The following is a 13,495-nucleotide window of genomic DNA, read 5'->3' on the forward strand; positions in this document are numbered from 1 at the left end:
CCCGCCACGACGAACACGCCGACCAGCACCCTGATGCGCAGCTCTTTCACGGTGTCCCTTCAGCTCCCCCGGACCGTGGTCGGGCGTGGGCGGCTCCCCGGCCGGACCCGCTCGCCGGGTCCGGCCGCGGCCGTACGTCGTCTAGACCTTAACGACTACTCGGGCAGCCGGAGTTCCAGGTCCGCGCGCGGTTCGACGCCCGCACGGGTGAGGGAGGCCAGCAGAGCGGCGACCGGGCCGCGGCCCGGGAGCTGCGCCTCGGGGTCCACGTCGTGCCACGGGGCGAGGACGAAGGCCCGCTCGTGGGCGCGCGGGTGCGGCAGCGTCAGCCGCGGGTCGTCGGAGACGACGTCGGCGTAGGCGACGATGTCGACGTCGATCGTGCGCGGCCCCCAGCGCTCGTCCCGCACCCGGTTGAACGCCTCCTCGACGGCGTGGGCGCGCTCCAGCAGGGAGGACGGCGGCAGCGTCGTCTTCAGGACCACCACCGCGTTGAAGTACGACGGCTGGGAGCCGGGCTCGACGCCCCACGGCTCGGTCTCGTAGACGGGGGAGACCGCCTTGATGCGCACGCCGGGCGTGTCCTCCAGGGCGTCGACAGCGCCCTGGAGGGTCTCCAGGCGGTTGCCGAGGTTGGAGCCGAGGGAGATGACGGCTCGTTTCGGGTTGCTCAGGGTGGTGTCGGCGGCGTCGACCTGTTCGACGACCGAGGCGGGCACCGGCTGGACGGTCGGGTCGCTGTGACCCTGGAGGAAAGGTCGGGTCATACTCGGCTCCGGGTGATGGTGACGGTCACGTCGTCGAAGGGAACGGTGATCGGGGCGTCCGGCTTGTGGACGCAGACCTCGACCTGTTCCACTCCCTCGTGCTTCAGACAGACCTGCGCGATGCGCTCGGCGAGCGTCTCGATCAGGTTCACCGGCTCGCCCTCCACCACGGCCACGACCTCCTCGGCCACGATGCCGTAGTGCACGGTCTTCGCCAGGTCGTCGTCGGCGGCGGCCGGCCGGGTGTCCACACCCAGGACGAGGTCGACGAGGAAGGTCTGGCCCTCCTCACGCTCCTTGGGGAACACTCCGTGGTGCCCGCGGGCCTTCAGGCCGCGCAGCGCGACACGATCCACGCGAATCACTCCTGCAGTCGTCGGTGACGGCCGGTGCGTGCCGCGTGCGGGCGGCACACCGGTCTCGGACGAATCTACCCGCGGGCACCGACAGCACCGGGCGGCGGGGACGGGTGCGGCGCCCGGAGCGGGAGGGTTTCACCGGGTGTTTCCCCTGGCGAACCCGCCTGCTCACGGGTCGGAGGGCCGCCCGGGTCCCCGCGGTCGTGATTCCGGCCACTCGTGGCGTCCGCCGTCGTTCCTGCGGTGCCCCTACCCACTCAGGCGGGCGTGTCGTCGTCCTCGTCGCCGTTGTTTTCGGCCAGAACCGGGGAGGCGTGGTGGGACCAGAGCTTCCAGCCGAGCGGGGTGCGCCGGAACACGTTCGTGGCGACCACGAGCTGTCCGACCAGCGGCCCCAGCTCATCCCCGCCCTCGGGGGCGGGGCCGCCGCTGAGGATGTTCTCGGTGCAGGTCACCAGGGCCGTGTCGCCGGTGACGGAGACGTGCACGTCGGTCAGGAAGAACTGGATGTAGTCGGTGTTCGCCATGATCAGCGCGTACGACCGCAGCACCTCGCCGCGGCCGGTCAGCGCCGGCCAGCCCGGGTGCACGCAGGAGATCACGCCGGCGTCGGCCGGGTCGTGGTACTCCTCGTCGACGCCCAGGTCGGAGGGGGTGAGCCAGAGCGAGGTCAGCTCTTCGAAGTCGCCGCGCTCCAGTGACTCGTAGTAGGCGGTGTTGGCGGCCTCGACCTGTTCGACATCGGTGTGGGGCGCGCTCACCGGGCTCCTTCGGCCGAGCGGTCCGCGCGGTCTGCGCGGTCCGCGCGCGCGGGGGCCGCGGAGGCCTCGGTGCCGCCGGGCGCGCCGTCGCCGGGCGTGGCGGCGGCCGGGGCGGCGGCGCGGGCCTGCTCCACGGCGCGGGCGACCCGTACGGCGTCGGCGGTGGCGCGTACCTCGTGCACGCGCACCGCCCACGCGCCGGCGTGCGCCGCGAGCGCGGAGACGGCGGCCGTGGCGGCGTCGCGCTCCCGCGCGGGCGGCGGCGCGCCCTCGGGGCCGGCCAGCACCCGGCCGAGGAACCGCTTGCGGGAGGCGGCGACCAGCACCGGGTGGCCGAGCCCCAGCAGCCGGTCGAGGCGGGCCAGCAGGGCGAGGTCGTGCTCGGCGTCCTTGGAGAAGCCGAGACCCGGGTCGACGACGACGCGGTCGGGGGCGACGCCGCCCTCCAGAACGGCCTCCACGCGCGCGTGCAGCTCGTCGGCGACCTCGGTGACGACGTCGGCGTAGACGCCCCGGACGTTGCCGCCCTCAAGGAAGCCGCGCCAGTGCATGACGACGAACGGTGCGCCGGTGGCCGCGACCACGGGGATCATGTCGGGGTCGGCGAGGCCGCCGCTGACGTCGTTGACGAGGGCCGCGCCGGCGGCGAGGGCCTGCTCGGCGACGCGGGCGCGCATGGTGTCGACCGAGATGGTGACGCCCTCGGCGGCGAGTTGGCGGACGACCGGGACGACCCGTCGCAGCTCCTCGGCCTCGTCCACACGGGTGGCGCCCGGGCGGGTGGACTCGCCGCCGACGTCCACCAGGTCGGCGCCCTGCGCGACCAGGTCGAGACCGTGCTTGACGGCGGTGGTCGTGTCGAACCAGCGGCCGCCGTCGGAGAAGGAGTCGGGGGTCACGTTCACGACCCCCATGACCGCGCAGCGGTCCCATACCGGAAGGCCCGCGACTCGCCCGCGCCCGCTCTGGTTGCTCATACGTTCAGCCTAGGGCCAGAAAGCGAGACAAGTTGCCCCCGGCCCGGGCCGGGGGCAGTCGCCCGCGGCCCGCCGCGCGGGCGCCGGTCCCGGGGGCGGGGCGTGGAGGGGAACGGGCGGTACCCGGCTGTTGTGCGAAGCGTGAACCCGGGCGCCGGGGCAGGACGGTTCCGGAGGGTTGCGGCGCGGGCGCCGGACCGGCGGTACGCGGACGGCGCCAGCCGGGGGCACGGGGCGAAGCCGCCCACGGCTCAGGTGCCGGACGGGCGTCCGGCGGTTCGCGGGGGGGGCGCACCGGGCCAGCAGGACCGTGGTCCGGGGCGCCTGGGGCGCGCCTGGGGCGTCCGGGGCGTCCGGGCGGAGGTGGGCAGGAGGTCCGGGGAGGCCGGCCGGTGTCCGGGCGGAGGTGGGCAGGGGGCCGGGGGAGCCCGGCCGGTGTCCGGGCGGAGGTGGGCAGGAGGGCGGGGGAGCCCGGCCGGTGTCCGGGCGGGGGCCGGGCGACTCCGGGCGGTGCCGGCGTGTCCGCGCCCGGCGGGAACCCGGCGCCGGAGGGGCGAGTCATGCGGCGTGGCCCCGCACCAGGGGTGCGGGGCCACGCCGTTGCTCCTGGGGGAGCGGGCCGAGCCCACCGGCTCCAGGGCCGGCCGGGGGTCGGGTCACGCCGCGCGCATGTCCCGTTCCGCGACCGCGTGCGCGCACGGGCGTTCGGTAGACCGGCGGCGGCGCAGGAAGCGGGGCAGCGGCAGCGCGAGGTTGACGAAGCCCTCCGCCTGCATGGTGGCGAAGCCGATCCGCGGCAGGTCCGAGGAGGCGCGGTAGACGATGTACCGCGGCTCCCAGCGGGGCTGGAACTTGGCGTTGAACTTGTACAGCGACTCGATCTGGAACCAGCGCGACAGGAACACCAGCAGCCCGCGCCAGGCCCGCAGCACCGGACCCGCGCCGATCTTCTCGCCGCGCGCCAGCGCGGAGCGGAACATCGCGAAGTTCAGCGAGATCCGCTCGATGCCGAGCTTCGGGGCGGCCTGGAGCGTGGCGACGATCAGCAGTTCGTTCATGCCGGGGTCGGCCGAGCGGTCGCGCCGCATCAGCTCCAGGGACGCGCCGTCCGGACCCCAGGGCACGAAGTGGATGATCGCCTTCAGGTCGCCGAACTCGCCGGGCTCGTCGTCCTGCTTGTGCGCGGTCGCTATCAGGCAGTCCCCGTCCGAGGGGTCGCCGATCCGGCCGAGCGCCATGGAGAAGCCGCGCTCGGTGTCGGTGCCGCGCCAGTCCTCGGCGGCCCGCCGGACCCGCTCCAGCTCGGCGTCGCTCAGGTCACGGATGCGCCGTACGCGGGTTTCGTAGCCGGCCCGCTCGATGCGCTTGACCATCTGGCGGACGTTGCGCATCGCGCGTCCGGCGAGCGAGAAATCCGCGACGTCGACCACCGCCTCGTCGCCGAGTTCCAGCGCGTCCAGCCCGGTCTCGCGGGTCCACACCTCGCCGCCGGTCTCGGAGCAGCCCACCACGGCGGGCGTCCAGGAGTGGGCCTTGGCCTCGTCCATGAAGCGCTCGATGGCGCCGGGCCAGGCCTCGACGTCGCCGATCGGGTCGCCGCTGGCGAGCATCACGCCGGAGACGACGCGGTAGGTGACCGCGGCCTTGCCGCTGGGGGAGAAGACGACCGCCTTGTCGCGGCGCAGCGCGAAGTGGCCGAGCGAGTCGCGGCGGCCGTGCTTGGCCAGCAGCGCGCGCAGCTTGCCCTCGTCCTCCTCCGACAGCCGGGCGGCCGGGTGTTCGGGGCGGAAGGCGAGGTAGGCGGTGGTGGCCGCGGTGATCCAGCCGAGGGCGCCGAGGGAGTAGGCGACGGTCCAGGAGGTGTTGCCCTGGTAGTCGACGGGCCCCTCGAAGCCGACCAGGCCGTACAGGACGTGGGTCAGCCGGTCGGCCAGGCTGGGGTCGCCGACCACGCGGTGCGGGTGGGTGCTGACGATCAGCATGCCCAGCGCCACCGAACCGGCGCTCATCAGCACGAAGTTGGTCAGCGCCCGCCACCTGCTGCGCGGGTCGGGCAGGGCCGAGAACTCCTTGCGGTGGAGCACCAGCGGCGCCAGCAGCGCGAGGGAGATGACGGCGCCGACGACGGAGTGCCGGTAGCCGAACTCGGCCGCCGCGCCCGCCGGGAGCAGCACCACGGCGGCCCGCCAGGCCCGCCGCTTGCGCCGCTTCAGGCCGTGCGCGAGCAGCAGCAGCAGGACGCCCGCGCTGAGCGAGAGCGCCGCGACGAACGGCCCGAACGACCCCGGCAGCACCTCGACCATGGCGTGCATCCGGCTGTGCCGGAAGCGCGGGAAGACGGCCGCGGCGATGTCGAGGAGACCGACGAGCGCGCAGGCCCTGCCGATGAACACGGGGACGGTCTCCGGGCGGGGGCCGCGGAGTATGCGACGCACCCGACCTGAGCGGCTCGGAACCCCGTCCGACATTTCCCCATCTACCCTGACAGACATCGCATCCCGTAGTTCTGCGAGAGACCTTGAATCCGGTGCCGATCGGGCATCCGGCGACATTGCGCCCTCTAGGACGGTGTCTAGGGGAGAGAGGTTCACTCCCCGCCGGAACTCCCGGTCGAAGTCCGGGGAAAGCCCGGGGCAAGTCCGCGCCAAGAGGCGGGGGCGGGCTCAGGGCGCGGAGCAGAGGCAGGAAAGAGCGCCCATGGGTCTCACGAGCAAGAAGGTGCTGGTACTGGCGGTCGTGTTCGCCGTACTGCTGTTCGTCGCCACGGTGTGGCTGTGGCCACGCCTGGCCCGCCGCAACTGGCTGGCCGTCAGCGGGCGCGTCGGCATCCTGCTGGCCACCCAGACGGCGATCTTCGCCTGCGTCGGGCTCGCCGCCAACCAGGCCTTCGGCTTCTACGCCAGCTGGGCGGACCTGTTCGGGCAGGAGACCGACCAGGGCGTCGTCATGGACCACGCCCCGGACGGCGGCCCCGCCGGCCCGCTCCAGGTGGTCGGCACCCAGCAGGTGCAGGCGGCGAACGGGACGCGGCCCCAACTGACGGGCCAGATCCAGAAGGTGGACATCGTGGGCCGGACGACCCACATCGCCTCGCCCGCGTTCATATACCTGCCGCCGGAGTACTTCCAGCCGCAGTACCGCACGCGTACGTTCCCGGCGACCGTCGTCCTCACCGGCTATCCGGGCACCGCGCAGGCGCTGATCAGCAAGCTGGACTATCCGCGTACGGCGCAGAGCCTGGCCAAGAAGGGCCGGATGCAGCCGATGATCCTGGTGATGCTGCGGCCGACCGTGGCGCCGCCGCGCGACACGGAGTGCGTGGACATCCCGGGCGGGCCGCAGACCGAGTCGTTCTTCGCCAAGGATCTGCCCGACGCCGTGCACGCCCACTACCGGGTCGGCAACCGGGGCAGCAGCTGGGGCATCGTCGGCGACTCCACGGGCGGTTACTGCGCGCTGAAGATCGCGATGCACCACCCGGAGGTGTACGCGGCGGGCGCGGGACTGTCGCCGTACTTCAAGGCGCCGATCGACCCGACGACGGGCGATCTCTTCCACGGCCAGGAGAATCTGAAGAATCGCGCCGACCTGATGTGGGCCGTCAAGCACCTGCCGGCGCCCGACACTTCGCTGCTCGTCACCAGCAGTCGGCAGGGCGAGAAGGACTACAAGAACACCCTGAAGTTCATCGACGCGGTCAAGGCGACGAACAAGACCCGTATCTCGTCGATCATCCTCGACAGCGGCGGCCACAACTTCAACACCTGGAAGCGCGAGATCCCGGGGACGCTGGAGTGGCTGAGCCAGCGGCTGTCCGAGCGCTGAAAATGATCTTGAAGGAGATCGCGACGGGAAAAGCAGCGGAACTCGGGGGGAACTCGGGCAGGCCGGCGGCCCGTAAGTCGGGAGCGTGCGGGGCGGGAAGTCGGGCGTCCGCGCGGGATCGGTGGAGGCGGTAGTGGAGGCGGAACTCCTCATGGCCGGCGAAGATTTCGGTATGGCCGCCTTTTTGCGGGGCGGGCGCCCATGTTTCGCCTACGCGCGGTAAGTTTCTGGCCATGCCACGTGGACGTCACCGCCATTCCCCTCCTTTGCACAGGCTGTTGCCGCCCTCGGCGATCGCCGGCGTCTCCCTCGTCTGCGCCCTGGGCCCCTGGGTGTTCACCGCGCCCGCCCTGCTGCGGTCCCTCGCGGCGGCGGCCGCGGTGACGGCGATCGGCGGCGCGTTCGTCATGCGCCGCTGGGACGCCCAGGCGGGCCGTCAGGTCGCCGACCTCACGCGCGCGCGGGCGAGCGACGAGTGGCGCTTCGAGGAACGGGTCGCCGAACTCGAGTCCGATCTCGAGGAGTCGCGGGAGCTGCGCGTCCGTCTCGAACAGAAGCTGCGGGCCAAGCGGACCGAACTCGCGGGCCTGCGCAACGAGCACGCGGCGCTGCTGCGGCGGTACGCCACGGCGGAGACCGAGCGGGCGAGCGCCCTGGAGGGACGCCGCCTGCTGGAGATCGAGGCGGCGCCGGACACCCGGGCCCTGCCCGCGGCACCGACGGCACCCGCGGCGCCGACTGCCCCCGTGGCGCCCGGGGCGTCTGGCGCGGCTACGGTGCCCGCGTCCGGGGCTGGTGCCTCCGGTCCGGCTACGGTGCCCGCGTCCGGGGTGGTTGCCTCCGGGGCGGTTACGGCGCCTGGGTCCGCGGCGGCGGCCGTGTCCGGTACGTCTGCGGCACCCGCCGCGTCGGCGGTGGCTGGCGACGCGGCGGCCGAGGAGACCGGGAAGCCGGCGGGCGTGGCTCCCGCCGTGTTCTCGCCCGAGGGCTCCCGGCTGTTCCGGGCGGCGGGGGTCGCGCTGGCGCGGCTGGCGAAGGACGAGGAGCCCGCGCCGGGTACGGCCGCCGAGCCGGCCCCGGAGCCCTCCGACGCCGCGGGGGCAGAGCCGACGGCCGAGCCCTCCGATGCCGCGGACGCGGACGCGGAGCCGGCGGCCGATGCGGCCGACGACGTGAGCGCCGAGCCCTCCGACGACGCGAGCGCCGAGCAGGCCGCCGAGGCGAGCGGGGACGCGGCCCCTGCCGCACCCGAGACGCCCACCGGGCCGCCCACCGGGCCGACCGGCGGGCCGACCACGGGGCCGTCCGGCGGTGTGCCCGCCGAGGCGACTGCGGCTCCCGGGACCGACATCGATGCCGAGGTATCTCCCGCGCGGGGCGACGACGTCGCCGAAGCGGCCGAGGGGCGGCCCGAGACGGCCGACGGGCACGAGCCGACCGCCGCCGCACCGGCCGAGGAGCCGACCGGCCGGGGCGGCGAAGCCGCCGACGCGGCCGTGCCGCAGGCGGGCGCCCGTCCCGCGCAGCGGCCCGCGGGGCACTTCACGGTGCCGACCGCCGTGGCCGTGGTGCCGCCCGCGCCCGTACGGCGCCCGGCGGTCGAAGGCGGGTTCGACTTCTTCGGCACGAAGAAGGGCGCGCCGCCCGCCGCGCTGGAGGCCGTGCAGAACGAGGACCTGGCGGACGTCGTGGGCCAGGAGGCCCTGGCCCTGCACAAGGCCGAGGCCGAGTCGCAGTACCGTCCGGCCGACGCCGGGACGCACGCCGTGGGCCAGGTCATCGACCTGACGGCGCACGACGAGACGGAGCAGATCGACGTCCAGAACCTGCGGAGCGCCGCGTCCTGACGACGGGATGGGGCCCGCGAGCGGGCGGCAAGACATGAGGGGCGCGGCACACGAGTGCCGCGCCCCTCGCTGCTGCGCCGCCTTGCGTCTCGCGCCGCGTTGCGGCACGGCGCTGTGCGGCAGCGTCTCCGCCGGCCGGCAGCGGCTCCGCCGGGACGGACGCCCCGCCGGGGGCGGCTCCGGGGCTCTGCTGCTCAGTCCCACGGACCGCGCCCGGCCGCGTCACCGCACCCGGCGGCCCCCGCCGAACCGGACGGCGTTCCCGCCCGCCGGCGGCTCTCCTCACCCTCGCTCCGACACCCCCGAACGGCTCCCCTCACCCCCGTTCCGACACCCCCGAGCGGCTCTCCTCACCCCCGTTCCGACACCCCCGAGCGGCTCCCCTCACCCCCGTTCCGGCGTCCCGGAGTGGCTCTGCTGAGCCGTCTCGGAGTGGTCCTGCTCCGTCGCCGCCGTCGAGGTGGCCTTCGTCATCCAGCGGTCCGGGGTGGCGCGGTGGCGGCCCGTGCGGGAGTGGTCGGCCTGGGTGTGGAGGAGGCGGGCCGCCTCCTCGGCGTCGCGCAGGCGGGCCGTGACCGTCTTGTTCGCCCCCGTGTCCACGTGCACGTCGGCGACCCGCCACGCCCGCAGCCACGGCCCCTGGGTGAGCCGTACGCTCTGCACCTTCGCGTGCGGCACCAGCGCGAGCCGGCGGCGCAGCAGCCCGTGCCGGGCGGCGAACACCGTGTCGGTCACGGCGATCCCGTGCCCCCGCCACCACACCGGCACGCACCACCGGGCGCGCCGCGGCGGCCGGGCCAGCGCGGCGTCCTCGGGCACCGTCACCCCGGGCAGCACCCGGGCGACCACCGCCTCGGCGATCTCGCGCGGCGCGACCGGCAGCAGCACCGAGTTCGAGGACCCGGCCACGTCCAGTTCGACCCGGACCCAGCCGCGCCGCCGCCACAGCAGCGGCTCCACGATCCGTACGGTCTGCACCCGGCCGGGCGGGACCGTCTCGTGGGTGCGGTCCAGCAGACCGCGGTCGATGCGCAGCCCGTCGGGCGACTCGCTCAGCGTCCAGTCGTAGGCGCCGAGGAAGCGCCCGACGCTGCTGGTCACGGCCCCGCCGACCAGCGGCACGGCGGCGGCGAGCACCGTCCACAGGCTGTGCGTGGCCAGCCACAGCAGCGGCGGCACCACGACGGCCGTCAGCAGCGAGCCCCAGGTCGCGCCGATCAGCAGCAGCGAGAGCGCGATCACGCGCGCGGGGACGCGGACCAGTTCCCGCGCGGGCGCCTCGCCGACCTCCTGCGCGGTCTCGGGCGCGAACCCGGCGGCGCGGGCGAGCAGTTCGGCGCGCAGCGCGCGGGCGTCGTCCTCGCCGAGGAAGGCGAGTTCGTCCTTCTTGTCGGCCCCTATGACGTCCAGCTTCAGCTTGGCCACGCCCGCGACCCGGGCGAGCAGCGGCCGGGTGACGTCCACGGCCTGGATGCGCTCCAGCCGGATGTGCGCGGTGCGCCGGAACAACAGGCCGGTGCGGATGCGCAGTTCGGAGTCGGTGACCGCGTAGTGCGTGAACCACCAGGACAGGAAGCCGTACAGCGCGGCGGCCGGGATCAGTACCGCGATGCCGAGCAGCAGCGTGGTCGTCGTCAGCCGGGTCAGCTGCCGCTGCGCCTGGTCGGGGTCGTGCACGGCCCAGCCGGCGAGGACGGTGACCGGCGCCCAGGCCCGCCGCAGCGGGGTGACGGGATGCAGCCGCCGCTCGGCCACGCCGGCCGCCGGTTCCTTCGCGGGATGCTCCCTCGCGGAGTGCTCCTTCCCGGCATGCTCGTCCGGAGCCGCCCCGTCGCCCGAAGCCACCCCGTCACCTGGAGCCGCCCCGTCGTCCGAAGCCACCCCGTCGGCCCGAGCCGCCCCGTCGCCCGAAGCCACCCCGTCGGCCCGAGCCGCCCCGTCGCCCGAAGCCACCCCGTCGTCCGGAGCCGCCCCGTCGCCCGGAGCCGTCCCGTCGTGCGCCGCCGTCACAGCCCCGCCGATCGTGCCTCGCCCAGCTCGGTGAGCCGGTCGCGCAGGCGCTCCGCCTCGGCCGGGTCCAGGCCGGGGATGGTCGCGTCGGTCGCGGCGGCTGCCGTGTGCAGCTGCACGGTGGCCAGCCCGAACCGCCGTTCCACCGGCCCGGAGGTCACCTCGACCAACTGCATCCGCCCGTACGGCACGACGGTCTCCTCGTGCCACAGCACCCCCCGGCTGATCAGCAGGTCGTCGGCGCGCTCGGCGTACCGCCAGGAGCGCCAGTTGCGCCCGAGCACCCGCCAGCCCCACACCGCCCCCGCCACCGGCAGCAGCGCGAACGCCGACCAGAGCGGCCCGGCGGTCAGCCCGAGCACCACTCCCGCGGCCACGGCGATCAGCCCCAGCCACACCACCAGCAACAGCCGTCTCAGCCGCAGCAGGCCGGGCCGCAGTGCGGTCCACACCGGCTCGCCCCCCGCCGTCGTGCCCTCTTCCGGGCTCCCCGTTTCCATGGGGCAAGCGTACGTAGGGGAAACTGGGCCCATGACTCCCAGGACGGAGACCACGGTCGGGGTCGGCGGCGCCGCGGAGAGCACCGACATGGTGCTCAACATCGGCCCCCAGCACCCCTCCACGCACGGCGTGCTGCGGCTGAAGCTGGTGCTGGACGGCGAGCGCATCACGCGCGCGGAGCCGGTGATCGGCTATATGCACCGCGGCGCGGAGAAGCTGTTCGAGGCGCGTGACTACCGGCAGATCATCATGCTGGCCAACCGCCACGACTGGCTGTCGGCGTTCTCCAACGAGCTGGGCGTGGTCCTGGCCGTGGAGCGGATGCTCGGCATGGAGGTCCCCGAGCGCGCGGTGTGGACGCGCACCCTGCTCGCGGAGCTGAACCGGGTCCTCAACCACCTGATGTTCCTCGGCTCCTATCCGCTGGAGCTGGGCGGCATCACCCCGGTCTTCTACGCCTTCCGGGAGCGTGAGGTCCTCCAGAACGTGATGGAGGAGGTCTCCGGCGGCCGGATGCACTACATGTTCAACCGGGTCGGCGGCCTCAAGGAGGACCTGCCGGCGGGCTGGTCCACGCGCGCGCGTGCCGCCGTCGCCGCCGTGCGCTCCCGGATGGACGTCTTCGACGACCTGGTGCTCGGCAACGAGATCTTCCGGGGGCGCACCCGGGGCGTGGGCGCGCTCTCGCCGCGCGCCGTGCACGCCTACGGTGTGAGCGGGCCGATCGCGCGCGCGTCCGGCGTCGACTTCGACCTGCGGCGCGACGAGCCGTATCTCGCGTACGGGGAGCTGGGCGACGTCCTGAAGGTGGTCACCCGGCGGGAGGGCGACTGCCTGGCCCGCTTCGAGTGCCTGCTGGAGCAGACGCACAACGCGCTCGCCCTCGCCGACGCGTGTCTGGACCGGCTGGCCGAGCTGCCGCCGGGCCCGGTCAACCAGCGGCTGCCCAAGGTCCTCAAGGCGCCCGAGGGGCACACCTACGCCTGGACCGAGAACCCGCTCGGCATCAACGGCTACTACCTGGTCAGCAAGGGCGAGAAGACCCCGTACCGGCTGAAGCTGCGGTCCGCGTCGTACAACAACATCCAGGCCCTGGCCGAGCTGCTGCCGGGGACGCTGGTGGCGGACATGGTGGCGATCCTCGGCTCAATGTTCTTCGTGGTCGGGGACATCGACAAGTAGGCCCGGCGCGCGCGGGGACGGCTCCGGGGGCGCGCCCGCGGACGGCTCGGCTGACAGCTCCGGCGCGTCCGGGAACAGCTCCCGCGGCTCCAGGAGGTCCGCCTGTGCCGGTCCGGCCGGCTGGAGCAACCAGCCGAAGTTGCCGAGGCCCCCGGGCGCGGTCAGCTCGGCGGCCTCCCCGGCGCGCGCGAGGGCGCGCACGTACCGCGCGGGATCGCTGGAGGCGAGCGTGAGCGGGGGGCGTACGCCGGTGATCCCGAGGGCGTGCAGGGCCGCGCGCTGGGTCAGGACGCGGGCGCGCGCCGGGGCGGGACCGGAGGCGGCGCACGCGTCCAGGGCGACGTGCGCCGTGAGGTCGCAGGACCCGTCGGGCACGGGCGCCGTCTCGCGCCCGTCCCGGAACCCGGTGAGCGTCCCGAAGGGCGGCCGGTCCGCGGCGGTGTGCGCGTAGTCGACGGCGACCGCGAGCCCGCGCCGCAGCCGGGACACGGCACCGGCCCAGGCGGTGTCCCGGGGCAGCCCGATCTCCGCGCGCAGCCCCGGCTCGCCCGGCAGCGGCCACCACCGCGCCAGCCACTCGGCCTCCGCCCCGCCGACCGGCTCCCCGAGCCGTTCGGCGCCGTCGCGCCGGACGAGCACGCGCCGGGGGACGCCCTCGGGGTCCACCTCGGCGACCTCGACCGGGACGTTGTCCAGCCACTCGTTGGCGAACAGCAGTCCGGTGAGCCCGTCCGGGGGTTCGGGCAGCCAGGCGATCCGGTCGTCGAGGCCGTCCGGGCGGCCGGCGATCTCGACGGCGTGCACGCGCGCGCGTGCGGCCACCTCGGCGGGCAGCGCGCCGAGCACCCCGGCCGCCAGCTCGCCCCGCCCGGCCGCCATGTCCACGAAGTCGAGCCGCGCGGGCCGCCCCAGCGCCTCGTCCACCCGGCACAGCAGCCGCGCCACGGCCGTCGCGAACAGCGGCGAGGCGTGCACGGACGTACGAAAGTGCCCCGCCGGACCCTCGGGCCGCCGGTAGAAGCCGGCGGGCCCGTACAGCGCGTCCCGCGCCGCCGCCCGCCAGCCGAGCCACCCCCCGGCGGCCCCGCCGCCCCCACCGCCTCGACCTCCACCGGCTCGACCGGATCCACCGGCTCCACCGGCTCGACCGGATCCACCGGCTCGACCGGATCCACCGGCTCGACCGGCTCCACCGGCCGTCGCGGCCCCACCGGCCGTCCCGGTCGCCGGTCCGCCCTCGTCCGCAGTGTCGTTCGCCACGTCGTC

General features: G+C 74.8%; 11 protein-coding genes. 3 read left to right on the forward strand and 8 right to left on the reverse strand.

Going from position 1 to position 13,495, the window contains the following annotated elements:
* Positions 1–155: 155 nt before the first annotated feature.
* The 5 genes from folK to K7787_RS22535 all read right to left on the reverse strand — a co-directional run bounded on the left by folK (position 156) and on the right by K7787_RS22535 (position 5,332).
* A complete protein-coding gene (folK, locus tag K7787_RS22515; protein WP_019982533.1) occupies positions 156–767 on the reverse strand; it encodes a 2-amino-4-hydroxy-6-hydroxymethyldihydropteridine diphosphokinase in 612 nt (203 codons plus the stop codon).
* A complete protein-coding gene (gene folB / locus K7787_RS22520) occupies positions 764–1,123 on the reverse strand; it encodes a dihydroneopterin aldolase (RefSeq protein ID WP_019982532.1) in 360 nt (119 codons plus the stop codon). The genes folK and folB overlap by 4 nt, the downstream gene beginning before the upstream one ends.
* Before the next feature lie 260 nt (positions 1,124–1,383).
* On the reverse strand, positions 1,384–1,887 hold the full coding sequence (locus K7787_RS22525; protein WP_009189877.1) for a nuclear transport factor 2 family protein: 504 nt from the start codon (positions 1,885–1,887) through the stop codon (positions 1,384–1,386).
* Positions 1,884–2,864, reverse strand: a complete 981-nt coding sequence (folP, locus tag K7787_RS22530) for a dihydropteroate synthase (RefSeq protein ID WP_223002720.1) — start codon at positions 2,862–2,864, stop codon at positions 1,884–1,886. Before folP ends, K7787_RS22525 begins: the two co-directional genes overlap by 4 nt.
* Positions 2,865–3,520: 656 nt before the next feature.
* Positions 3,521–5,332, reverse strand: coding sequence for a phosphatidylglycerol lysyltransferase domain-containing protein (locus K7787_RS22535; protein WP_223002721.1), 1,812 nt, complete (start codon positions 5,330–5,332; stop codon positions 3,521–3,523).
* Positions 5,333–5,561: 229 nt separating this feature from the next.
* Between K7787_RS22535 and K7787_RS22540 the strand changes: the two genes are divergently transcribed.
* The gene (locus K7787_RS22540) at positions 5,562–6,689 is read left to right on the forward strand and encodes an alpha/beta hydrolase (RefSeq protein WP_169439765.1); all 1,128 of its coding nucleotides are present in this window, start codon (positions 5,562–5,564) and stop codon (positions 6,687–6,689) included.
* A 233-nt stretch (positions 6,690–6,922) separates the two neighbouring features.
* Positions 6,923–8,536: a hypothetical protein gene (locus K7787_RS22545; RefSeq protein WP_223002722.1), complete on the forward strand. Its 1,614-nt coding sequence runs from the start codon at positions 6,923–6,925 to the stop codon at positions 8,534–8,536.
* A gap of 384 nt (positions 8,537–8,920) precedes the next feature.
* Here K7787_RS22545 and K7787_RS22550 read toward each other — a convergent pair whose 3' ends face one another.
* Together K7787_RS22550 and K7787_RS22555 are read right to left on the reverse strand one after the other, a co-directional pair.
* The gene (locus tag K7787_RS22550) at positions 8,921–10,291 is read right to left on the reverse strand and encodes a PH domain-containing protein (protein ID WP_308036434.1); all 1,371 of its coding nucleotides are present in this window, start codon (positions 10,289–10,291) and stop codon (positions 8,921–8,923) included.
* 251 nt (positions 10,292–10,542) lie between these two features.
* The gene (locus K7787_RS22555) at positions 10,543–11,046 is read right to left on the reverse strand and encodes a PH domain-containing protein (RefSeq protein WP_169439768.1); all 504 of its coding nucleotides are present in this window, start codon (positions 11,044–11,046) and stop codon (positions 10,543–10,545) included.
* Between the two features lie 31 nt (positions 11,047–11,077).
* Here K7787_RS22555 and K7787_RS22560 point away from each other — a divergent pair, with 31 nt between their 5' ends.
* Complete coding sequence (locus K7787_RS22560; protein WP_009189884.1) at positions 11,078–12,229, forward strand: NADH-quinone oxidoreductase subunit D; 1,152 nt, start codon at positions 11,078–11,080, stop codon at positions 12,227–12,229.
* Here the strand turns inward: K7787_RS22560 and K7787_RS22565 are convergent.
* Positions 12,194–13,267 (reverse strand): SAM-dependent methyltransferase, encoded by a 1,074-nt coding sequence (locus K7787_RS22565; protein ID WP_247721180.1) that lies wholly within the window; start codon positions 13,265–13,267, stop codon positions 12,194–12,196. The two genes, K7787_RS22560 and K7787_RS22565, sit on opposite strands and share 36 nt — an antisense overlap.
* Between the last annotated feature and the right edge of the window lie 228 nt (positions 13,268–13,495).

Origin of the sequence: Streptomyces sennicomposti (assembly GCF_019890635.1) — a bacterium.
Lineage (GTDB): Bacteria > Actinomycetota > Actinomycetes > Streptomycetales > Streptomycetaceae > Streptomyces > Streptomyces sennicomposti.